At 72.9% G+C, this 21,872-nt stretch carries 22 protein-coding genes; 7 read left to right on the forward strand and 15 right to left on the reverse strand.

Annotated features, from left to right (window positions below):
- Positions 1-13: 13 nt before the first annotated feature.
- The 3 genes from ACWERV_RS00985 to ACWERV_RS00995 all read left to right on the forward strand — a co-directional run bounded on the left by ACWERV_RS00985 (position 14) and on the right by ACWERV_RS00995 (position 4,227).
- Complete coding sequence (locus tag ACWERV_RS00985; protein ID WP_452927075.1) at positions 14-1,444, forward strand: flavin-containing monooxygenase; 1,431 nt, start codon at positions 14-16, stop codon at positions 1,442-1,444.
- Positions 1,444-3,615 (forward strand): MMPL family transporter, encoded by a 2,172-nt coding sequence (locus tag ACWERV_RS00990; RefSeq protein ID WP_452927078.1) that lies wholly within the window; start codon positions 1,444-1,446, stop codon positions 3,613-3,615. Before ACWERV_RS00985 ends, ACWERV_RS00990 begins: the two co-directional genes overlap by 1 nt.
- Before the next feature lie 114 nt (positions 3,616-3,729).
- On the forward strand, positions 3,730-4,227 hold the full coding sequence (locus ACWERV_RS00995; RefSeq protein WP_452927080.1) for a nuclear transport factor 2 family protein: 498 nt from the start codon (positions 3,730-3,732) through the stop codon (positions 4,225-4,227).
- Positions 4,228-4,296: 69 nt separating this feature from the next.
- Here the strand turns inward: ACWERV_RS00995 and ACWERV_RS01000 are convergent, their stop codons facing one another.
- The 6 genes from ACWERV_RS01000 to ACWERV_RS01025 form a co-directional block, all read right to left on the reverse strand.
- The gene (locus ACWERV_RS01000) at positions 4,297-5,463 is read right to left on the reverse strand and encodes a DUF3103 family protein (protein WP_452927083.1); all 1,167 of its coding nucleotides are present in this window, start codon (positions 5,461-5,463) and stop codon (positions 4,297-4,299) included.
- Positions 5,464-5,671: 208 nt separating this feature from the next.
- Positions 5,672-5,995, reverse strand: a complete 324-nt coding sequence (locus ACWERV_RS01005) for a helix-turn-helix domain-containing protein (protein ID WP_452927086.1) — start codon at positions 5,993-5,995, stop codon at positions 5,672-5,674.
- Complete coding sequence (locus ACWERV_RS01010) at positions 5,992-6,339, reverse strand: type II toxin-antitoxin system RelE/ParE family toxin (protein ID WP_452927089.1); 348 nt, start codon at positions 6,337-6,339, stop codon at positions 5,992-5,994. The genes ACWERV_RS01005 and ACWERV_RS01010 overlap by 4 nt, the downstream gene beginning before the upstream one ends.
- Before the next feature lie 38 nt (positions 6,340-6,377).
- Positions 6,378-7,454, reverse strand: a complete 1,077-nt coding sequence (locus ACWERV_RS01015; RefSeq protein WP_452927091.1) for a rod shape-determining protein — start codon at positions 7,452-7,454, stop codon at positions 6,378-6,380.
- Positions 7,451-7,918: a DUF7144 family membrane protein gene (locus ACWERV_RS01020; RefSeq protein WP_452927094.1), complete on the reverse strand. Its 468-nt coding sequence runs from the start codon at positions 7,916-7,918 to the stop codon at positions 7,451-7,453. Before ACWERV_RS01020 ends, ACWERV_RS01015 begins: the two co-directional genes overlap by 4 nt.
- Positions 7,919-8,130: 212 nt before the next feature.
- The gene (locus ACWERV_RS01025) at positions 8,131-8,346 is read right to left on the reverse strand and encodes a dodecin (protein WP_031525150.1); all 216 of its coding nucleotides are present in this window, start codon (positions 8,344-8,346) and stop codon (positions 8,131-8,133) included.
- A gap of 109 nt (positions 8,347-8,455) precedes the next feature.
- Here ACWERV_RS01025 and ACWERV_RS01030 point away from each other — a divergent pair, with 109 nt between their 5' ends.
- Positions 8,456-9,547, forward strand: coding sequence for a PP2C family protein-serine/threonine phosphatase (locus ACWERV_RS01030; protein WP_452927098.1), 1,092 nt, complete (start codon positions 8,456-8,458; stop codon positions 9,545-9,547).
- Here the strand turns inward: ACWERV_RS01030 and ACWERV_RS01035 are convergent.
- The 5 genes from ACWERV_RS01035 to ACWERV_RS01055 all read right to left on the reverse strand — a co-directional run bounded on the left by ACWERV_RS01035 (position 9,544) and on the right by ACWERV_RS01055 (position 16,171).
- Positions 9,544-10,251 carry a hypothetical protein gene (locus tag ACWERV_RS01035; protein ID WP_452927101.1) on the reverse strand — a complete coding sequence of 236 codons (708 nt, stop codon included), beginning with the start codon at positions 10,249-10,251 and terminating at the stop codon, positions 9,544-9,546. The genes ACWERV_RS01030 and ACWERV_RS01035 overlap by 4 nt on opposite strands.
- 83 nt (positions 10,252-10,334) lie before the next feature.
- The gene (locus ACWERV_RS01040) at positions 10,335-11,738 is read right to left on the reverse strand and encodes a glutamate decarboxylase (RefSeq protein ID WP_452927103.1); all 1,404 of its coding nucleotides are present in this window, start codon (positions 11,736-11,738) and stop codon (positions 10,335-10,337) included.
- Positions 11,739-11,852: 114 nt separating this feature from the next.
- A complete protein-coding gene (locus tag ACWERV_RS01045; protein ID WP_452927106.1) occupies positions 11,853-14,099 on the reverse strand; it encodes a polysaccharide pyruvyl transferase family protein in 2,247 nt (748 codons plus the stop codon).
- On the reverse strand, positions 14,096-15,376 hold the full coding sequence (locus ACWERV_RS01050) for a hypothetical protein (protein WP_452927108.1): 1,281 nt from the start codon (positions 15,374-15,376) through the stop codon (positions 14,096-14,098). Before ACWERV_RS01050 ends, ACWERV_RS01045 begins: the two co-directional genes overlap by 4 nt.
- A 195-nt stretch (positions 15,377-15,571) precedes the next feature.
- Positions 15,572-16,171 (reverse strand): TetR/AcrR family transcriptional regulator, encoded by a 600-nt coding sequence (locus ACWERV_RS01055; protein ID WP_452927110.1) that lies wholly within the window; start codon positions 16,169-16,171, stop codon positions 15,572-15,574.
- 105 nt (positions 16,172-16,276) lie between these two features.
- On the opposite strand from ACWERV_RS01055, the gene ACWERV_RS01060 reads away from it, so the two are divergent.
- Complete coding sequence (locus ACWERV_RS01060) at positions 16,277-17,287, forward strand: NADP-dependent oxidoreductase (protein ID WP_452927112.1); 1,011 nt, start codon at positions 16,277-16,279, stop codon at positions 17,285-17,287.
- Here the strand turns inward: ACWERV_RS01060 and wrbA are convergent.
- The 3 genes from wrbA to ACWERV_RS01075 all read right to left on the reverse strand — a co-directional run bounded on the left by wrbA (position 17,264) and on the right by ACWERV_RS01075 (position 19,089).
- Complete coding sequence (gene wrbA / locus ACWERV_RS01065) at positions 17,264-17,884, reverse strand: NAD(P)H:quinone oxidoreductase (protein WP_452927114.1); 621 nt, start codon at positions 17,882-17,884, stop codon at positions 17,264-17,266. The genes ACWERV_RS01060 and wrbA overlap by 24 nt on opposite strands.
- Before the next feature lie 114 nt (positions 17,885-17,998).
- On the reverse strand, positions 17,999-18,256 hold the full coding sequence (locus ACWERV_RS01070) for a DUF397 domain-containing protein (RefSeq protein WP_452927116.1): 258 nt from the start codon (positions 18,254-18,256) through the stop codon (positions 17,999-18,001).
- Positions 18,256-19,089 carry a Scr1 family TA system antitoxin-like transcriptional regulator gene (locus tag ACWERV_RS01075; RefSeq protein ID WP_452927119.1) on the reverse strand — a complete coding sequence of 278 codons (834 nt, stop codon included), beginning with the start codon at positions 19,087-19,089 and terminating at the stop codon, positions 18,256-18,258. Before ACWERV_RS01075 ends, ACWERV_RS01070 begins: the two co-directional genes overlap by 1 nt.
- A 113-nt stretch (positions 19,090-19,202) precedes the next feature.
- Here ACWERV_RS01075 and ACWERV_RS01080 point away from each other — a divergent pair, with 113 nt between their 5' ends.
- Entirely contained in the window at positions 19,203-19,640 is a 438-nt protein-coding gene (locus ACWERV_RS01080; RefSeq protein WP_452927120.1) for an ATP-binding protein, read from the forward strand.
- A gap of 28 nt (positions 19,641-19,668) precedes the next feature.
- The gene (locus ACWERV_RS01085) at positions 19,669-20,190 is read left to right on the forward strand and encodes a DinB family protein (RefSeq protein ID WP_452927123.1); all 522 of its coding nucleotides are present in this window, start codon (positions 19,669-19,671) and stop codon (positions 20,188-20,190) included.
- A gap of 57 nt (positions 20,191-20,247) precedes the next feature.
- Here ACWERV_RS01085 and ACWERV_RS01090 read toward each other — a convergent pair whose 3' ends face one another.
- Positions 20,248-21,618: an ABC transporter ATP-binding protein gene (locus tag ACWERV_RS01090; protein ID WP_452927126.1), complete on the reverse strand. Its 1,371-nt coding sequence runs from the start codon at positions 21,616-21,618 to the stop codon at positions 20,248-20,250.
- Positions 21,619-21,872: the final 254 nt, after the last annotated feature.

Genomic DNA, 21,872 nt, shown 5'->3' on the forward strand with positions numbered 1-21,872 from the left:
CCAGGAGAACCCCGTGAGAACCCTCGACCGGTCGGACGCCTACTGCGTCGTGGGCGCAGGGGCGGGCGGCCTGGCCGCCGCGAAGAACCTCAAGAGCTTCGGCTTCGACGTGGACGTGATCGAGCGCGCCGACGACGTCGGCGGCAACTGGAACGGCGGCAACCCGTTCAGCGCCGCCTACGACTCGATCCACCTGATCACGTCGAAGCCGTACATCCAGTACGACGACTTCCCGATCCCCGCGGACTACCCGACCTACCTCGGCCGCACCCACGCGCACGCGTATCTGCGGGCGTACGCGGCCCACTTCGGCGTCACCGAGCACGTGGAGTGCCACCGCACGGTGGAGTGGATCGACCGCCGTGACGGCTCGCCCGACTGGTACGTGACGCTCGACGGCGGCGAAGTGCGCCGCTACGGCGGTGTCGTGATCGCCCACGGCCACAACTGGGCCCCGCGCTCCCCCGATTACCCCGGCCGCTTCGACGGCACGGTGCTGCACTCGTGCGAATACCGTGACCCGGCCCCCCTGCGCGGCAAGCGGGTGCTGGTCGTCGGCGGCGGCACATCGGGCTGCGACATCGCGGTGGAGTCGGCGCAGAACGCCGCCGCGACCTTCCTCAGCATCCGGCGCGGCTGCTACTACTGGCCGAAGTACCTGTTCGGGGTGCCCACCGACGTCCTCTACGAGAACGTCCTGAGGTGGCGGCTGCCCCGCCCCGTCGTCCGCGCCTTCGGCGGCCTGTTCCTGCGCCTGAACAGCGCGGGCGACCCGGCCGGTTACGGGCTGCCGCAGCCCGCGCACAAGCTGCTCGAAGAGCACTTCGTGATCAACTCCACGCTGCTGTACGCGCTGGGCCACGGCGATGTGGCGGCCCGCCCCGACATCGCCGAACTGCGCGGCGACCGGGTGCTGTTCACCGACGGCCGCGAGGAGCGGATCGACGTCATCGTGAACGCGACGGGCTACCGCATGACGGAGTTCCCGTTCATCGACCGCAAGCACCTCAACTGGACCGGCCGCACGCCCGCGCTGCACCTGAGCGCCTTCCACCCGGCGTACGACAACCTGTTCGTCATCGGCTACTTCCAGACGTCCACCGGCAACTGGCCGATCATGGACTACCAGGCGCAGATCATGGCCCGCTACCTGCACCTGCTGCGGACCGACCCGGGCCGGGCGGTGTGGTTCCGCAAGGCGAAGGCGGAGCCCGTCACGACCGACCGGCTCGGCGGCGGCATCACGTACTACGACTCCGAGCGGCACTGGCTCCAGGTCGATCACTTCTCCTACCGTGCGCGCCTGCGCAAGCTGGTCCGCCGCTTCGGCGTCGAACCCCCGCCCCCTGCGCAGCCACCGGCACCGGCACCGGATCCGGCACCGCCCGTCGCGGCCGCCGTCGCCCTCCCGCAGCAGCCGGAGCACCAGGAGCGCGCCGCGTGATGACCCTGCTCACGCGGCTCGCCACCCGGCACGCCCGCGTCATGCTGCTCGCCGCCCTCGCGGCCGCCGTCCTCGCCGCGGTGATCGGCGCCCCCGTCGCGTCCCGGCTGACCGGCGGGAACCCGGACTTCGTCACGCCCGGCTCCGGCAGTGTCCGCGCGGACGACCGGATCGAGAAGGCGACCGGCATCCACAGCGACGGCGGGGTGATCGCCCTGATCGACACCGGCGCCCCGGTCACCGACCCGCGCACCCGGCGGGAGGCCGCGAAGGTGGCCGCGCTCATGGACGCGGACCGGACCTTCGCCGTCGTCCGCTCCTACGACCGCACGCAGGACCCCGCCCTGGTGTCGAAGGACGGCCGGCAGACCCTCGTCGTCGGCGACTTCAGCGCCCGGCCGGGCGCGGCCGCGCACTACCAGGCGTCGGTCAAGCGGCTGCTGCACGCGACCGCCGGTGACCGTTACGTGAAGCTCGGCGGCAGCGAGGTCGTCGGCAACCAGGTCGTCAAGACCGTCCAGCACGATCTGGAGATCGCCGAACTCGCCGCCTTCCCGGTGCTGTTCGTGCTGTCGCTGTGGATCTTCCGCAGCCTCGTCGCGTCCGCGCTGCCGCTGCTCATCGGCGGGCTCAACGTCGTGCTGACGCTGCTGGGGATGCGGATCGTGGACAGCTTCACCCCGCTGTCGATCTTCTCCCTCAACCTTGTGACGGCGCTGGGCCTCGGCCTCGCGATCGACTACAGCCTGCTCATCGTCTCGCGCTTCCGCACCGAGCTGACCGTCGATCCGGACGTGCCGCGCGCGATCGGGGTGACGCTGCGCACCGCGGGCCGCACGATCGTCTTCAGCTCGCTGACGGTGAGCGCGGCGATGGCGGCGCTGTTCGTCTTCCGGCAGCGCTTCCTGTACTCGATGGCGGTCGGCGGGCTGCTCGTCGCGCTGTCCGCGGTGCTGGTCGCGCTGCTGGTGCTGCCCGCGCTGCTGCGGGTGCTGGGGCGGCACCTGGACTTCCTGGCCCCCGCGCGCTGGCACCGGGCGCTGGAGAAGCCGGAGAGCACCGAGGGCGGGTGGTTCGCGCTCGCGCGTGGGGTGATGCGGCACGCGGGGCTCGTCGCGGTCGGCGCGAGCGCCTTCCTGGTCGTGCTGGCGCTGCCCTTCGCCCGGGTGGCGTTCACCACCGTCGGGCCCGGCTCGCTGCCGTCCACCGCGAGCAGCAGGACCGTGGACGACACGCTGCGGGCCCGCTTTCCGGCCGACCCGCTGGAGGCCGTCACCGTCGTGGTGAGCGCCGGGCCCTCCGCCGGGCCCCAACTGGCCGTACTGCGCGACCGGGTGGCTGCCCTGCCGGGCGCCGCGGCCGTCTCCGCGCCCCAGCGGCTCGACAACGGCACCTGGCTGATCCGGGCCGCCCCGCGCGAGCCGGGCCTGAGCGGCGGATCGCGCCAACTGGTGCAGGACATCCGGGCGTTGCCCGCCCCCGGGGACACGGCGGTCGGCGGCCAGAGCGCGACCTTCGTCGATCTGCGGACGAGCCTGGTCGCCCGTTTGCCCGTGGCCGCCGCGATCGTCCTCCTCACCAGCATGCTCGTGCTGCTGCTCATGACGGGCTCGGTCGTGCTGCCGCTCAAGGCGGTGCTGATGAACCTGCTGACGCTCGGCGCGACCTTCGGCGTCCTCACCGTGATCTTCCAGCACGGCCACGGGGCGGGCCTGTTCGGCACGAGCGGGCAGGGCGCGCTGGACGCGACCCAGCCGGTGCTGCTCTTCGCGATGGTCTTCGGGCTGTCCACGGACTACGGCGTCTTCCTGCTCGCCCGCATCAAAGAGGCGCGGGACGCGGGCGCGGGGGAGCGGGAGGCCGTCGCGCTGGGCCTCGGCCGCACCGGGCGGGTGGTGACGGCGGCGGCGCTGCTGTTCTGCGTCGCGCTCGGGGCGCTCGCGACCTCCCGCATCGTCTTCATCAAGGAGCTGGGCTTCGGTACGGCGCTGGGCGTGCTGCTGGACGCCACGATCGTGCGGGCCCTGCTCGTCCCGTCCCTGATGGCCCTGCTGGGCCGGTGGAACTGGTGGGCCCCGGCACCGCTGCGGTGGATGTACGAGCGGTTCGGGCTGAGCGAGGGCGACATCGCGGCCGAATCGGCACGGTCGGAATACGCGCGCACGGGCTGACGAAGCGTCACCATGGTGGTGCGGAGCGCAAGCGTCGGCCGCCGCCGGAGCCCGTACGGGGGGCGGCGGCCCCCACCACCCCACCCGCCAGCCGACCGACCAGCAGAGGTGACCGTGTACCACGCCATCGTCCGACGCAATCTGCGCAAGTCCTTCGCCGAGGTCAACCGCGGCAACTACCCGGCGATCGTCCGCCAGTTCACGCCCGCGGCCGAGCACTGGTTCTCCGGCTCGCACGCCCTGGGCGGCGGCCGCCACGACAACCGGCGCATCCAGCAGTGGTACGACCGGCTCGCCGCGCTGCTGCCCGACCTGCGGTTCGAGCTGACGAAGGTCTCGGCGAAGGGCTGGCCCTGGGACACCGTGGCCTTCGTCGAGTGGGTCGACCACCTCACCGACCGCGAGGGCAACCACTACTCCAACCAGGGCGTGCACGTCATCCGGATCGCCTGGGGCAAGATCACCGAGCTGCACATCTACTGCGACACCGCGCTGCTCGCGTCCGTCCTGGACACCCTCGCCGCCCAGGGCGTCAGCGAGGCGTCCGCCCCGCCCGTCGGCGACCCGGGCCCCTTCCGCGCGGCAGCGGCCCCGGTGGCCCCCGCGGCCTGACGCCGCCGAGGAAGCCGGGCGGGCCCGCGTGGCGCATCGCGGGCCCGCCCTCCACCGTCGTGCGGGGTGCTACAGCGCGGCGACCCAGTACGGCTCGACGGTCATCCGCCCGTTGCCGCGGGCGCCGTTCAGCACGCCCGACGACGTCGTGCCGAGGGTGTACCAGGAGTCCACGTAGTCGTCGTCGTTGGTGTACCAGGACGACGGCAGCGCGTCGAGGATCGCGTCGACCAGCGGGATGTAGGCGCCCTGGTCGGTGATCGTCAGCAGCGCGTCGGCGAGCGCCTTGGCGAGCGCGGCGTAGTTGGTGTCGCTGTCGGCCTCCATCATCACGACGTCGGCCAGGTTGTACTTGTAGGCGTTCCAGCTGACCAGGATCTGGTTGGGGTAGTACGTGGTGCCGTCGTCGTCGAGGTAGGGCATGTCGACGGTGTCGACGCGCACCTTCCCGTCGAGGCCGAAGCCGGTGACGATCGAGTAGATCTCGGCGTCGCCGAGGGGCCAGGGCTCCTCGTCGTCGTTGAGGTGGACGGAGTCGATCTTCGTTGTCCAGTAGCCGCCCGTGGCCGCCGGAGCGGCGGTGGACGCGGCGGGTGCGGTGGCCGGGGCGGGTGCGGCGGGCGCCGCCGACCGCAGGCCCGCCTTGCCCAGGGCCTTGTCCACCTGGGCGAGCCCGGCGGCGGTCGCCCGGTCCACGTCGAGATCGACGACGTAGACGGCCTGCCGCGGGATCCGGGTGGCGCTGAGGGTGTGGGCGCGGCCCGCGCTGTCGTACGCGGTGACCGTGGCGGCGTGGTCGTCGTCGGCGGCCACGGCGACCAGCGGCACGGCGTCCGGGGTCAGCGCGGCCCGCATCGCGTCGGCGCCCAGCCGCAGCCGCAGCAGCGGCCCGGCGTCCGCGCCCAGCCCCTTGGCGGCGGCGATGCGCTGCTCGGCGCCCGCCACGGCCCCCGCGAGGGCGGCGGGCGCCGCCCGGCCCGCGGTGAGCGAGGCGAGGCCGACGGGTGCGGAGCCGAGCGCGGCGTCCCGCACGCGGGCCCGCCAGTCCGCCGTGCCGAGGGAGGCGGCGAGCGACCGAGCCACGGTGTCCTCGGCGGCCCCGACCTGCGAGCCCTGCCGCGCGGCGGCGGGCGCGTCGGCGTGAGCGGCGGGCAGGCCGAGCCCCTGCGACGCGAGCGCGCAGCCCGCGCCGAGCGCGAGCCCGAGCGCGGCGCGCTTGTAGACGGTGAGGTGCACGGAGGTTCCTCCTGGAGACGTTCCCGCGCCCGCCGCTCCGGGCGGCCGCGGTCGGGGGTGGTTCGAGGCGGAGCCGATCGCTTCGCGCGCGGCGCTCTACGCGAAGAGACCCCGGCCCGACCATCGTGACCGTTGCATGTCAACAAGGACAAGCCGTCTCCCGGCCAACCGGTGAACACCTGGTGCCGCCCGGGGCCGGACCCGCTCCTCAGGCCGCGGCGTCCCCGTGCGGGGCGAGGCCGATCGTGAGTTCGGCGTCGAGGGCCTTGGCCAGGCGCCGCAGCAGCGGGATCGTGGGCACCGTGCCGCCGCCCTCGATCCGCGAGATCTGCGGCTGCTGCATGCCGCACCGCGACGCCAGCTCCGCCTGGGACAGCCCGAGCGCGGTCCGCCGGTCGTAGACCATCTGCCCCAGGTCATGGGCGAGTTCGGCCTCCTCGTAGAGGCGGTCGTACGTCGCGGCGCCCGCGGAGTCGATGTCTTCGCCGAGGAGCGCGCGGTGGCGGCGGGTCTTCCACTCGGCGTGGTTCATCGCAGTTCCTCCTTGATGTCGCGGCTGTAGACGGCGTGCTCGCCGGCCGGTTCGTGCCAGGCCTCACAGGTGGCCTGTGCGACCCGGGCACGCTCCACTTCCGCGGTCTCGCGCATCCGTGTCTTGCGGAAGGTCGTCAGGAGCACGATATGGCGTTCCGGGGCGAGCCAGTAGGTGATGCGCCACGCATGCCCGTCGAGGTCGAAGCGCAGCTCGCGAAGCTTGCCGCCGAGATGGCGGCTGTACGGCTCGCCCAGCGTGGCGGCGTGCTCGGCCAGCCGGTCGACTTTCTGCTCCTGTCCCGGTGTGCGGCGCCCTCGGCCGTGCGGCGGCGGCCACCGCAACCCCGGTGGCCGCCGCCGCGCGTCGCGTCGCGCCCCGCTCAGACCGTCAGCGGGTCCAGGTGCAGGGGCCGGACGCGGCCCTCGATCATCGCGCCGAGGCCCTCCACCGCGACCGTCGCGGGGGAGTCGGCGACCAGCACCGGCATGCCGGTGGCCTGGCGCAGCATCAGGTCGAGGCCGGGCATCAGCGCGCTGCCGCCCGCGAGCATGATGCCGCGGTCGCCGAGGTCGGCGACCAGGTCGGGCGGGCAGTGCCGCAGGACCCCGGTGATCGCGTCGAGGACCGCGGTGAGCGGGGTGCGCATCGCGTGCCGTACGCCCTCGGTCTCGATCGTGACGGTGCGGACCATGCCGCTGACGACGTCCCGGCCGTGCACCTCGGTGGTGAGGGAGCCGCCCTCGCCGGGGGCGCCCAGCATGCGGTGCAGGGGGCGGACGGACTGGCTGGGCAGCATCAGTTCGTGCGCGTTGCGCAGGTGCTGGACGACGGCCCGGTCGATGGCGTCACCGCCGATCGGTACGGTCTCGGCCGCCACGATCGAGCCGAGCGACAGCACCGCGACCTGCGTGGTTCCCGCCCCGCACACCACGATCATGGTGGCCTCGGGGTGTTCGACGGGCAGCCCGCAGCCGACGGCGGCCGCGATGAGGGTGTCCACCAGTTCCACGCGGCGCGCGCCGAGCCCGTACATCGTCTCGACGGCGGCGCGGCGGGCGATGGGCTCGCTGCCGTGCGGGGTGCAGACCGCCGCCCGCAGCATGGGGGCGCGCAGCCGCTTGCGGCCGAGCTTGTCGCCGAGGATGTGCCGCAGCATGCGCTGGGCCATGGCGATGTCGACGACGGCGCCGCCCGCCACGGGCCGGGAGACCCGGATGTGGGCGGGGGTCCGCCCGGCCATCCGTTCGGCGTGGCCGCCGACGGCGATGAGCGCCCCGGTGCGCACGTCGACCGCCGCGACGCTCGGCTCGTCGGCGACCAGGCCGCTGCCGCGCAGGTAGACGCGGGTGCGGGAGGCGCCGAGATCGACGGCGACGTTGCAGCGGCGCAGCTGGTCGAGGGTCGGGTTCTGGGTGATGAGGCTGTTGACGCCGGTCACTCCGGCCAGGCCGATCACCGGTGGTCCCCGGGCCAGCTCGGCGCGGAACGGTAGGTCGCCAGCGACCAGATGACGAAGATGTCGACCGCGATCATGATGATGGACCACACCGGCTGGTAGGGCAGGAACATGAAGTTCGCGATCATGTTGAGCGCGGCGATCCCGATGCCGAGGTACTTCGCCCAGGTCGCGCCGCGCAGGATCAGCAGGGCGACGAACACCGCGACGATCCCGAGGATCAGGTGGATCCAGCCCCACGCGCGCACGCTGAACTTGTAGACGTAGTCACCGCGCGTGACGATGTAGACGGAGTCGTGGCCGATGCCGACGACGCCCTCCAGGATCGCCAGCACACCGCCGACCAGCAGCAGGATGCCCGCGAAGACCGTCCCGGCGGCTGCCCAGGAGTTGCGGTCGTCGTCGTGCCGCCGCCCCGATGGGCCCGGGGGCGGCGGCTGCGGTGCGGGGGTGGCTTGGCTCATGGCGGCTCCCGGGTCCGTGGGCGGACGGCGGGATCGTGCGATCATGCGATATCCGGCCAGAACCGTACAAAACCCGCCTTGATGACCTCATGATCTGACGATCAGTCCGACAATGCGAGGAAGGCTGGGCCGTACGGGGCTGCGCCATGCGGGCGTTTCGCCGCCACGACGGCCCCGGCGGGGGCCGAACGGGGTGGGGGGCCGGTCCGGGGTCAGTCCGCGTCCTCCAGGCGGAAGCCGACCTTCAGGCCCACCTGGTAGTGCTCGATCTCGCCGTTCTCGATGTGCCCGCGGATCTGCGTCACCTCGAACCAGTCGAGGTCGCGCAGCGTCTGCGCGGCGCGCGCGATGCCGTTGCGCACGGCGGCGTCGACGCCGTCCTTCGAGGTGCCGACGATCTCCGTGACGCGGTACGTGTGCTCGGCCATGGCGGAACTGCCCTTCGCTGGGGTTCGCGGTGCCCTTCCACCGTGCCGCACGCCCGTCGGGACCGCACGGCGGCGGAGACCGGGCGGGACAGCGGTGAATCCACATAAAATGGGCATCGTGACGTCGTCGTGGTCGGCCCCCGTCGTGCGCTGGCTCCCCGGAGCGCTGCTGCTCGGCGGGGTGGCCTTCGACGAGGCGACGCCCCCGCAGTACACCGGCGACCCGTTCTTCGCCGCGGCCTGCGTCCTCGTCGGGGCCACCCAGACCCTCCGCGCGACGATCGTCACATGCCTGCTCGCCCTCGCCGCGATCGTCCTGCTGACGATCGGCGAGAGCGAGATCGGCACCCACCGCGGCATCGCGAACATCGCCACCGTCGTCGTCTCCGCCGCCGTCGCCATCGGCGTCAACCGCGCCCTGGAGCGCTACGGCCGCCGGCTGGCCACCGTCCGCGGTGTCTCCGAGGCCGCCCAGCGCGCCCTGCTGCCCGCCCCGCCCACCCGCATCGGCCCGCTCGGCATCGCCGCCCGCTACGACGCCGCCGCCTCCGAGGCGCGCATCGGCGGCGACATCTACGCCGCTCAGGAGACCCCGTACGGCATCCGGCTGCTCATCGGCGACGTCCGCGGCAAGGGCATGGGCGCGGTCGGCGCGGTCGCCGTGCTGCTCGGCGCCTTCCGGGAGGCCGCCGACGACGAGCCCGACCTGCTGCGGCTGGCCGGACGGCTCGACCGCGCGCTCGACCGGCACAAGGCGCTGGCCGGTGACGAGGCCCTGTTCGAGGGCTTCACCACCGGGGTGATCGCCGAGTACGAGACCCCCGGCTGCGGCACCCTGCGCCTGGTCAACCGCGGCCACCCGCCGCCCTACCTCGTCACCGCGGACGGCGCGGTCCGCACCCTGGCGCCCACCACCCCCGACCTGCCCTTCGGCATGCACCACCTGAGCGGCACCCGCTCTGCCCCCGACGAGCTGACCGTCCCGCCCGGCGCGACCCTGCTGCTGGTCACCGACGGCGTGACCGAATCCCGCGACCGCCACGGCACCTTCTACGACCCCGAGACCCGCCTCCCCACCCTCGCCCCCCTCCCCACCCCGCAAGCCCTCGTCGACGCCCTGCGCGAGGACCTGGCCACCTGGACCGCACACAGCCCCAACGACACCGACGACCGCGCGATGCTCGCGGTGCGCCGGGACTAGTCGAGGCGGTCCAGGACCGTCAGCCACTGCACCAGGTGCACCAGCAGGCCGACCAGTACGACCAGGTCGATCAGCACCGCGGTGACGAGGATCCCGCCGCGGCCGCCCACCCGGAGGAGGCGGGTGCCGAGCCGGAGGCCGTATCCGGCCATGGCGATCGAACCGAGCAGGAGCAGGGAGTAGAGCAGCTCCCAGTCGGAGTCGTCCGCGTGCACGAGGACGCTGAAGGCGGTGTAGCACGCGAACGCCTGGGGGAGGCCCAGCAGCAGCACCTTGCGCGTCCCGGCCGGGTTCAGGACGGGCACCGACGCGACGGTCGCCGTGGCGTGCGGGGTGCGCGAGGCGGAAGCCGCGGGACGCGGGGGAGCGGCGGGCCTCGGCGGGGGAACGGCGGGCTTGTGCGCGGGCGGCGGCGGAGGTGCAGGCGGTGCGGGGGCGGATGCCGGGTCGGGGCGGAGGGCCGCGGTCAGCCGGGCTGCGAACGCCGGGTCCGTGCGCAGCTCGTCGGCCAGGACGGACTCCACGATGCCCGCCGCCCCCTCACCCGGCTGCTGGTGGAAGCGGGCCAGCGCCGACGCCCCGAGGGCGCTGCCGCCCAGCCGCGCCCAGACCAGCTCCTGCACGGACGTCCGCTGCTCTTCCGGGACCGGCGAGGCGCCGGTCACCACCCGCAGTGCCGCTGCGGCTAACGACGAGGGCTCCATGCCCTGTTCCTCCCCCTGGCGCGGACCGTTTCGCGCAGGGTAGGACCTGGCGCGGGCCGGTGAACAGTGCGCGGGGCGCCGGGTCAGTGGTGGAAGGCGGTCGCCACCGAGTTGGGGCCGTGCAGGGGGTGCGGCTGCTTGTGGAGGGACGGCATCAGCTGGCGCAGGTCGTCCATCAGCAGGTCGGCGAGGTCCTCGGAGAAGCCGTTGCGGCACACGATCCGCAGCACCGCCAGATCCTCCCGGTCCGCCGGGAAGGTGTACGCGGGCACGAGCCAGCCGTGCTGGCGCAGCCGCCGGGAGATGTCGAAGACGTCGAAGGACGTGACGTCCGGGGCGGTTGTGAACGCGAAGACCGGCAGCTGGTCGCCCCGCGTCACCAGCCGGAACTCCTCCAGCTCGGCGATCCGCGCGGACAGCGAGCCCGCGACGTCCCGGCTGGTCTGCTGCACCGCCCGGTAGCCGTCCCGGCCCAGCCGCAGGAAGGAGTAGTACTGCGCGACCACCTGCGCGCCGGGCCGGGAGAAGTTCAGCGCGAAGGTCGGCATGTCGCCGCCCAGGTAGTTGACGCGGAAGACCAGCTCCTCCGGCAGCGCGTCCGCGTCCCGCCACAGCGCCCAGCCCACCCCCGGGTAGACCAGCCCGTACTTGTGCCCCGAGGTGTTGATCGAGGCGACCCGCGGCAGTCGGAAGTCCCACACCAGGTCCTCGTCGAGGAAGGGCGCGATCATCGCGCCCGAGGCCCCGTCCACGTGCACCGGGATGTGCACGCCGGTCCGCTCCTCGTACGCGTCCAGCGCCGCGCAGATCTCGGCGACCGGCTCGTACGACCCGTCGAACGTCGAGCCCAGGACGGCGACCACGCCGATCGTGTTCTCGTCGCACAGCGCGAGCGCGGAGTCCGCGTCCAGGTGCAGCCGGTCGCCGCTCATGGGCGCCAGGCGCGCCTCCACCTCCCAGAAGTTGCAGAACTTCTCCCAGCACACCTGCACGTTCGCGCCCATCACCAGATTCGGCCGCACCGACCCCGGATAGCCCTTGGTGCGCTTCGTCCACCGCCGCTTCAGCGCCATCCCGGCGAGCATGCACGCCTCCGACGACCCGGTCGTCGAGCACCCCACGGCCTTCCCCGGGTCGGGCGCGTTCCACAGGTCGGCGAGCATCGACACGCAGCGCCGCTCCAGCTCGGCGGTGCGCGGGTACTCGTCCTTGTCGATCATGTTCTTGTCGAAGCATTCGGCCATCAGGACGTCGGCCTGCGGCTCCATCCACGTCGTGACGAACGTCGCGAGGTTCAGCCGCGAGTTGCCGTCGAGCATCAGCTCGTCGTGCACGAGCTGGTAGGCGGCGTGCGGTGACATCGCCCCGTCCGCGAGCCGGTGCTTGGGCGGCGCCGCCGCCATGCTGCCGACGGGGTCGGCGTCCCCGAGGAAGAAGGGGTTCACGGAGACGGGGCGCTCGGAGCCCGAGCCCTTGTGCAGTGACATGTTTGTCACGATACGTGCGACTTTGCGCCTGCGCCGCCGGGCCCTCGTTTGTTCCTTTAGGGCCGCGCAGTTCCCCGCGCCCCTAAAAACGGGTGCCGCCCCCCGGGCGGTGGGTCAGCCCACCAAGGTGTGCAGCTCCTGCGCGTTGGAGCGGGTGGCTTCCCAGAGTGCGAGCTGACGCTCGCGGACGTCCGTCACTGCCGCGTCGTGCGCGGAGAGGACCGCGAGGGACTTCTCCGTGAGCACCGCGCCCAGGCGCGGATGGTGGACGGAGACGCCCCACTCGGGCCGCTCGATGTCCGCCAGGAAGTACGCCATCTTCGGGTGGGAGATGAGGCTGAGGATCGGCGTGCCGCAGCCGAAGGGGATCATCCCGGCGTGCCCGCGCATGCCGATGACCAGCCGGGTACGGGCGTACGCGTCCGTGATCTGCGGGTTGTCGTAGTCGTACATGGGGACGACGGGCAGTGAGATGCCGTGCTCGCGCCGCAGGTCGAAGACGAACCGTTCGTCGGCCTGCGCGTGCGCCACGCACCGCACCTCGGCGTGCTCGCCGATGGCCCGTACGGCGGCGGCCATCTCGGCGAGGAAGTGGCCGTAGTCGTGGCCGAAGCGCAGGCCGGCCCGGTCGTAGGCGGCGTTCAGCAGGACGGTGTCCTCGCGTTCGGCCGGGTCGGTCCAGCCGGGGACGAGGTGTCGGGTCACGGTCGTGGGGCAGGGCTGGAAGCGGACCCGGTCGTGCAGGTGCGCGGGGAGCATGGCCCGTACCTTCTCGATGGAGCCGTGGTTGCGCAGCCCGAAGAACGCCGACTTCTCCACCAGCGTGCGCAGCGCTTCCGCGAAGCGCCGGGCGCGGTAGGACTGGCCGTCGAAGGCGTTGAAGCCGACCGCGTAGACGATGACGGGCACGTCGAGGCGGCGCAGCACGTCGTCGGGGACGTTCCACTGCCAGGCGCTGTTGCCGTTCGGCGCGGTGTCCGGGATGAAGAGCCCGCCGCCGCCGACGATCAGTGCCCGCCGGGAGTTGGCCTCCTTGAGCGCGGCCTCGTCGAAGAGGCGGTGCGCGTGGACGGCGTTCCAGCGGCGCGGCCCGGTGTCGGGCCCGAAGGCGAGCCGTACGGATTCGGGCAGCAGCTTGTCCCCGGCGTTGCCCTGGTGGGGCATGTAGAAGGCGACGTGCGTGAGCTGCCCGCCCGGTTCGGCGGCGCTCTCCGCCGCGGTCGGTACGGTCCGCTGCCGCATCTCCTCGCTGGGCCCGTGCGTGGGGTCCGCGTCGAGACCGGCGAGGGCGTGCCGGTGGGCGGCCGTGTCGTCGCCGAGTACCCAGTCGAGCTGGGCGAGCCGGGCGAAGGCCGGTGCCGCGTGGTCGGGGGCGGCGGTGGCGGCGAGCAGGTGGGTGCGGGCCTCGGCGTAGCGGGACACGCTCATGAGGGCGTGCCCGTACACCTCGTGCGGCCAGGCGTCGCCGAGGCCGAGCCGGACGGAGGCCATCGTGTCGACGGCCTCCTGGTAGTGCCCGGCCCCGATGTGCGCGGCGGCGACCCGCCGCGCGGCCCCCACGTCCCCGGTCCGCCGCACGTACGGCTCCCCGAAGTGCACGAGCAGCTCGGGGTGGGTGACCCCGGGCGCCTTGAGGTACGCCTCCTGCACCTCCTCCACGGAGGGCGCGCTCTCCACCTCACCGACCCGCGCGAGGTTTCCCCCGTCGATCTCCGCGAAGCCCAGCTCCTTGCGCAGGAGGCCCAGCGCCTCCGCGTCGGGGTGCGCGCTGCCCCGCGGGCCGCCGCCTCCGGCGGGCTCACCGCCGTGGTGCACGTCGTCACCGACCGGAAGAGGCAGTTCGGTTCGCTCCGGACCACCGGCCGGTGGGTGGGCGCTCGCGCCGCCGGTGGTTGCCCCCCTGCCGAGCGCCCGAGCTCTCAGCGCCGTCAGGTCCTCCCGTTGGAGGACCACCGCACCGGGCGCGGCGGTCGCCGCCGAGGCGGAGCGCAGGGTGAGCAGCGGGGCCACCGGCCCTGTCACCACGGTGTCCGCGCAGAAGGCCACGACGGTGTCGTAGCCGTCCACCTCAAGGAGGGAGAGCAGCGGATGCGCCCTCGGCGCGGCGGCCCGCGGGTCCACCCGCGGGTGGAGGGCGTGTGCCTCGTCCAGCGCGGCATCCGGCAGTGCCGCGTCCGCGTCGTGGAGGAGGACGAAGTCCTCGCAGACTCCCGGGTTGGTGAGGGCCAGGCTGCGCAGGAGCGCGAGGACCCCGGGCAGCCGCCCGGCGTCGGCGTACGCGGCGAAGGCGATACGCCGTTTGCCGGTGATCGCCGTGGCGGAGTGGACGTCCGCGCGGTCGGCGGAGGAAGGAACGCTCATCGGAGGGAGATCACCGGGCCCCGGACGTGCTGGGCGCGGGCGAGGACCCACTCCCGTTCGCGTGTGTAGTCGGTCGGCGTGGCGGTGGCCGACGCCTCGGTGAGCCGGAAGGGCTCGGTGGTGAAGAAGTCGAAGCCGTAGAGGTCGAGCCGTGGGCTGACGTCGAGGAAGTCGAGCAGCCACACCGCTTCGAAGCCGCAGGTGAGCGCGGCCGGCCAGGCGTCCGCGCCGAGCCCGCCGACGCCCCGCAGCGGCCTGCGCAGCGAGTCGTCGCCGGTGAAGTGCTGCGCTCCGGGCACCATCCGTTCGCGCAGGGCGTGCCGCCAGTCGGCGGGTTTGTCGGCGAGGACGAGCCGGGTGGTGACGGGGACGCGCCAGTTGTGCGGGCTGCGGTGGTCGGTGACGTGGATGTCGGTGCGTTCGCCGGTGGCCTCGGGGTCGAGGCGGAAGGAGGTGAAGCGGACGACCAGGTCGTAGGTGTCGATCTCGGCGCCGAGCGTGGTTTCCGCGAGGGACTGCGAGTTGGCGACGAGGGCGACGGAGCGTCCGGCGACGAGGTTGCGGAATTCGCCGATCCGCAGGCGGGCGGTGCCGCCGAAGAGCGGGTCGGGCAGCGGGGGCCGCAGGTGGGTGCGGCGGCGGTCGGCGTAGAGGGCGACGGCGGGGGCGAGCCGTGCGGTCTCCTCGGGTCCGGCGAGCGGCAGCCGGGTGTCGAGGTGGGCGGTGACGGCGGCTTCGAAGGCGTCGAAGGGGCCGTCCGCGAGGGCGGTGACGTCGCCGGCGCCGGTGCCGTCGAGGGCGCCGAGCATGGCGGAGCGCCAGCGCGCGGCCGACCGGAGGGCGCTGATGCGGGCGGTGGCGTCGGCGGCGCCGGGGGAGTCCGCGGGGGTGTGTTCCAGGTAGCCCTCGAACGCGGTGACGGCGGCGCCGAGGTCACCGGCGGCCTCCAGCGCGCGGCCCCGCAGCTGCCAGGCGCCGCGCGATCCCTTGCGGCGGGCGAGGACCGCGTCGGCGGCGGCGAGGGCGAGGGCGGGCTGTGCGGCGCGGAGGGCGGCGGAGCCGAGGGCGAGCAGGGCGTCGGTGAGGTCGCCGCCCGCGGCCTGCCGGTCCCGTACGGCGGTGACGGCGGCCGCGAGTTCGCCGCCTGCCGCGCCCGTCTCCTCGTAGAGCCGCAGGCACTCGGCCGCGGTGGCGGTGCCGGTGGCGGTGCGCGGACCGGTGCCGCGTCCCGGCAGGGCGAGGCCGAGCAGGCGGCGCCCGAGGGTGGTCTTCGTCATGCTGCTCCAAGCGTCCACAGCCCCGGACGGGCCCGCGGGGTGGCCTGAAACACTAGGAGAGGGGGCGGTAAGGGCCCATGGTCTGGACGTGAACACGTGGTGTCAGGCGGCGGAACATCGTCTTCTGACTACCCGTCGAACGGGCGACGTGTGACGTGCGGGGCGTGCGGTGTCCGCGGCGAGCCGTCGGGGGTGTCACATGCGGCCGGGTGAGGGCAGCGGCAGCGCGTGGGCGCCTTCGGGACGCAGGCCGTCGAAGATGATCGCGAGGTAGCGCCGCCACAGGTCGGGCGGGGCGTCCGGGACGTATCCGGCCACGTAGTTGGGCGCGCACATCAGCAGGATGACGTCGGTGCCGGTGACGTCGGGGCGGACGGCGCCGTGCTCGCGCGCCCGCTCGACGAGGGCGTGGATCGTCGCGAACATGCCGGTGCGGGCGGTGGCGAGTCCGGGGCGGTCGTCGGCGGCTTCCTGGAGGAAGGACAGGTCGAGCTGCTGGCGCTGGTGTGCGGCGGCGGTGAGGAACTCCAGCAGCGCGGCGCCGGGGTCGTCGGCGGTGAGCAGGCGTTCGCCGGTCGTCCGCAGGGACGTGACGCGGTCCAGGACGATGGCGGCGATCAGGTCGTCCTTGGTCGGGAAGTGGCGGAAGACGGTGCCCTTCGCGATGCCCGCGCGGCGGGCGATGGCGGCGACCGAGGCGTCCAGCCCGTGTTCGGCGAACTCGTCGGCGGCCGCGGCCAGCAGGAGCGCGTGGTTGCGGGCGGCGTCGGCGCGCAGGGGACGGGATTCGGTCACGTCCGCAGCCTAACAAGTTGACCGCGCGGTCATCTTCCCGTTAGCGTCGGCCCTGAGCGGAAAATGACCGCTCGGTCAGCTTTCCCCGACCGTCTGGGAGGAACCGTGCACGACCAGCCGACGATGAGGGCCGTCGTCGCCACCGGCTACGGGCCGCCGGAGCACTTCACGGTGGCCGAGGTGCCCGTGCCGCGCCCCGGCCCCGGGCAGATCCAGGTACGGATCGCGGCCGCCGCCGTCAACCCGGGCGATGTGCGGCTGCCCGCCGGGGAGTTCGGCGACGCCGTCTCGCTGGAGTTCCCGCACGTCCCGGGCAACGACTTCGCGGGCACGGTCACCGAGGTGGGCGCGGGCGTCACCGCCTACCGGGTCGGCGACGAGGTCTTCGGCCTGGCGGTGCCCCGGGCGCTGCGCGCGATCGCCGGCAAGCGCCCCTCACTGGGCACCGGCTCGCTCGCCGAGTACGCGGTCGTGGAGGCGGACACCCCGCTCGTCGCCCACCGCCCCGCCGGGCTCCCCGCCGACCGCGCGGCGGCGCTGGCCACCGCCGGGGTGACCGCGCGGGCGGTCACCGCGACCGCCGCCGTGCGGCCGGGCGAGCGGGTGCTCGTCGTCGGGGCGACCGGCGGGGTCGGCACCGCGCTGCTCCCGCTGCTCGCCGCCGCGGGAGCGCACGTGACGGCCACGGCGACCGCGGCCGACGCCGACCTGGTGCACGAGCTGGGCGCCCGCGAGGTCATCGGCTACGGGGAGGCGGAATACCCCGCGGGCGTGGACGTCGCGGTCAACGCGGTGCTGCCCGGCGACCGCCTGTCCGCCCTCGCCGCCGCGCTGCGGCCGGGCGGCCGCCTCGTCACGATCACCTACCCGGTGCCGACGCCCGAGTCCCTCGGCCGCGACGACGTCGAATCGCACTTCGTCCTCGACATGGACGGGGAGCTGGGCGGCATGCGCGAGGTCGGCGAGGCGGCCGTGGACGGCCCGCTGCGGGCCGTGATCGGCCGCCGCTACCCCCTCGACGAGGGCGCGCGGGCCTGCGCCGACTTCCTGCGCCTGCACACCACCGGCAAGGTCGTCGTCCTGGTGCCGGACTCAGGAGCCTTCGGCCAGGCCTGACTTCAGCGCACGCGTGAAGCGGACGACCCGCTCGGCCTGGACGCGCGCGGCGGTGAGCGTCTGCTCGCCGACCGGGAGGTCGCCCTGTCCGGCGACGTGCGACGTCCCGTACGGGTTGCCGTCCACGAACTTCGACGGGTCGGTGTAGCCGGGGGCGACCAGGATCCCGCCGAAGTGGTGGATCGTGTTGTACAGGGCCAGCAGCGTCGACTCCTGGCCCCCGTGCGTGGTCGCGCTGGACGTGAAGCCGCTGTAGACCTTGTCCGCGAGCTTGCCCGCCTGCCACTGCGGCCCGAGCATGTCGAGGAACTGCTTGAGCTGGCTGGTGACGTTGCCGAAGCGGGTCGGGGTCCCGAAGATCACCGCGTCCGCCCACTCCATGTCCGAGGGCTCCGCGACCGGGATCCCCGCGGTGGCCTCGACGTTCGCCCGCCAGGCCGGGTTGGAGTCGATCGCGGCGTCCGGCGCCAGCTCCGTCACGCGGCGCAGCCGCACATCGGCGCCGGACTTCTTCGCGGTCTCCGCGATGGCCTCGGCGATACGCGCGATGGTGCCGGTGGCGGAGTAGTAGATGACGGCGACGTTGACGTCGGTCATGACGGTGCCTCCTGGGGGCGGGGTCGTGTGACGGTAGACGACCCTACGGTCACTGTCCGTCCACGGATACCCGGCGCGCTCAACGCGCCGGGCCCCCGCCCCGGTGGCGGGCGATTACGCGCTCGGTACGTCCTGAGCCGCGGCGAAGGCGGCGAAGGCCGCCCACGCGGCGGGGCTGAACGTGAGGGCGGGGCCCTCGGGGTCCTTGGAGTCCCGTACGTGGATCGCCCCGGGGTGAGCGGCGACCTCGACGCAGTCGCCGCCTTCGCTGGCGCTGTGGCTGGACTTCTGCCAGTTGTAGGCGACCTCGACGCAGGCGCCGCCCTCGCTGCCGCTGTAACTGGACTTGAACCACTTCAAGGACTCGGTCATTACTCTCCTAGCAGCTGGTCCAACAGGCCCTTCGTTTCCTCGATGTTGAGGGCCTGCGTGCGCAGCATCGCATACTTCGCGGCCAGGATGCTGACCTCATCCGCGTCATGCACGAGGTGACTGCCGCGCTGGGTTTCAGCGTAGGCGAGGTGTTCATGTTCCGGTGTTTCCAGGAGGATGAAGGGGCCGTCCAAGGAGGCGTGCGCGGTGAGCCCCAGCGGCAGGATCTGGATCGTGATGCCCGGCATATCCGCGCACTGGCGAAGATGCCGAAGCTGCCCGCGGTGGACCTCGGGGCCACCGAGACGGTCACGTACCGTCGCCTCGGAAAGGACGAAACTCACGATGGGCGGCACCCGACGCTGCAAGATCTCCTGTCGTTCGAGCCGAGCCGCGATCTGGAGTGCGATTTCGTCAGGGTCGAGGATCGGCACTCGGCAGTCGAAAACTGCGCGCATATATGCTTCGGTCTGGAGCAGGCCGGGCAAGACCTGGTTCTCGAACCACGAGATGGCGATGGCGCCCCGTTCGGCGTCCATGAACGGTGCGGCCCACCAAGGGATGACGCTTCCAGGCTCAGGCAGGTGCTCCACGCCCACCTCCAGCACGCCCTGCGTGTGCAGCAGCACGTCAGCTTGCTGCCCCAGTTCCAGCGGCAGTGGACGGCGGCCCTGCTCGATGGACTCCAGCTTCGACGGGCTGATCATCAGGATCTCGGCGAACTGCTCCTGCGTGTAGCCCGCCATGATGCGCGCCTGTGCTAATTGCCTGCCCAGCGTTTCGAACGGAGTGGGGTTCTTTTTGGGCGGTCGCCGCCTCCTTGGTGCTGCCATGGCTCAGGAATACCCCACTTCAACTCTCCGTGTATCGCCGCTAACTCGTACATCGTAAATGTACGGGTTAGCACTCTGGAAGAGGGCGATCACTGTGCGCGACCCTGACGGTCATGAGTGATGAGGCACAAGAGGCCGACGTGCGGGAGCAGTTCTACCGCCGGGAGCGGCGTTCGATTCCCGCCGCGCGGGAGTTCACGCGTGAGGCGCTGAAAGCGTGGGACTGCGTGGTCGGCCGGACCGACGACGTACTCCTGTGTGTCAGCGAGCTGACGACCAACGCGCTGCTGCACGGGGTGCCGCCCGGACGCGGGTTCCTGCTGCACCTGAGCCGCGGGGAGGGCGGGGTGCTGCGGGTGGAGGTGCACGACAGCGGCGATCCGTGGCCCGCCGACGTCCCGACGACGGACCGGCCTCAGGTGGCGCCCGACGACGAGGATGGGCGCGGGCTCGCGCTCGTCGGGGCGCTGGCCGACAAATGGGACGTCGCGGACCGGCATCCGGGCAAGGTCGTGTGGTGCGAGTTCGCCCCGCGCGAGACATCGGGCTGAGGGCGCCCGCCGGGCCTAGGCTCACCCCATGACCTCATGCCAGGAGTGCGGGTTCGTGTACGACCTCGGGACCCCCGGGGAGTTCGCCGGGCAGATCCGGGCCACCGCCGGGGCGTACCCGCGGTTCCTCCTCGTCGCGCCGGAGGAGGCGTTGCGGCGGCGGCCGGAGCCGCAGACGTGGTCGCCGCTCGAATACGCCTGCCACGTACGTGATGTGCTGCTGGTGCAGCGCGAGCGGGTGCTCGCCGCGCGGCGGACGGATGTCCCGGTCGCCGAGCCGATGGGGCGCGACGAGCGGGTGGAGCACGACGGTTACGCCGACCAGCGGCCCGACGATGTGGCGCGGCAACTGCTGGACGCGGCCGGGATGTTCGCCCACTCCCTCGACCGCCTGCGGCCCGGTGACTGGGACCGTGCGCTCGTCTACACCTACCCCGAGCGCGCGGAGCGCCCGCTGCGCTGGCTCGCCGCCCACACGCTGCACGAGCTGCGCCACCACCTGCGGGACGCCGAAGGCCAGCTCCCGGCGGCGGAGTTGGCGGCGGACTGACCGCGCGCGGGTGACGGGCGGGGCCCGGGAGGGGGCCGGGTCCCGCCCGGTGGGGGGCTATTCGAGCCGCGGCGCCCGGGTCGGGGCCGGGCAGATGCGCTGGCCGGTGTTGTCGAAGACATAGAGGTGCGCCAGGTCCACCAGCAGCGGGACGCGGTCGCCGCGGCGCAGCCGGACGTCGGGCCCGGTCCGTACGACGAGGTCGCCGGTCTGCGTCTCGGGCGTCGAGGGGCGGTCGATGACCGAGACCGGGGAGGACCCGGACGCGTGCGCGCCCGTGGACGGCTCGCGGTCCATGACACCGGCCTGGAGCCGCCGGGCCGCCTTCTGGGCGAGCTTGCCGAGCCCCGACCCGGCGGTCACCGACCGGCGGGAGCCGTTCTTCGCGGCCTCCGGGCGCGGTGCCTCCAGCTCCGGCACGATCGCCGGACGCGACCCCGTGTTGAGGTGCACCAGCGATTCGTGGCCCTGGTACTCGACGTGCTCGACGATCCCGGACAGCACGACCTCGCCCGGCTGCGCCTGGCTCGGCTGCGCGATCCGCACCGCCTCCGACCGCAGCCCGACGATGATGTTGCGGCCCTGCTGGATGCGCAGCATCTGGTGGTCGTAGTTCAGCGGCTCGGGCAGGCCCAGGCGCTGGCGCCCGAAGTCGATCCACATCCCGCCGGTGAGCGGGGCGAGCACGGTGGCCTGGAGCAGGTTGATCCGCGGGGTGCCGACGAAGGCGGCGACGAAGACGTTCTCCGGCAGGTGGTAGGCCAGCCGGGGAGTCGAGACCTGCTGGAGCACACCGCTGCGCATGATCGCGACCCGGTCGCCGAGCGACATCGCCTCGGCCTGGTCGTGCGTGACGTAGACGGTGGTGACGCCCATGCCGTGGGTGAGCCGGGCGATCTCCGCACGCAGGTGCGAGCGCAGCTTCGCGTCGAGGTTGGACAGCGGCTCGTCCATCAGGAAGACCGAGGGGTGCCGGGAGATCGCCCGGCCCATCGCGACGCGCTGCCGCTCGCCGCCGGACAGCTGCCCGGGGAAGCGGTCCAGGATCTCCTCGATGCCCAGCGTGCGGGCGGTCTCGTCGATCCGCGGCCCGTGGTCCTCGCCCGGCATCTCGAAGCGCAGCGGGAAGCCGATGTTCTCCCGGCTGGTCATGCTGGGGTAGAGGGCGAAGTTCTGGAAGACCATCGCCATCTTGCGGTCGCCGGGGGCGAGGTCGTTGGAGTATTCGCCGTCCAGCAGCAGCTCACCGGTCGTGATGTCCTCCAGGCCGGCGATCATCCGCAGGACCGTCGACTTGCCGCAGCCCGACGGCCCGAGGAGCACCAGGAACTCGCCCGGGGCGATGTCCAGCGAGAACCGGTCCACGGCTGGCGACGGCTCTTTCGGGTAGTACTTGGAAACTTCGTGCAGGGTGATGGCGCGAGTCATAACGGGAGCCGCCAGGTGGTTCGGACGCGGTGACGGGACACGTGGGGGGGAGGGAGGGAGAGGAGTCGCCTGTGCGGCGCTCGCAGCGTGTGGCGCATGGGAAAAATGTGACGTTCGATGCGTTCGATGCGTGGGATGTGCGTGAGGCCCGGGGTACTGGGAGTGCTTGGCGTGATTGATGCGCTTGTGGCGCATGTGATCCAAGGGGTAAGACTTGCCGGACTTGCGGTGGTGCGGGGGTGACGCTGCGGAGA

Source organism: Streptomyces sp. NPDC004031, from assembly GCF_053604375.1.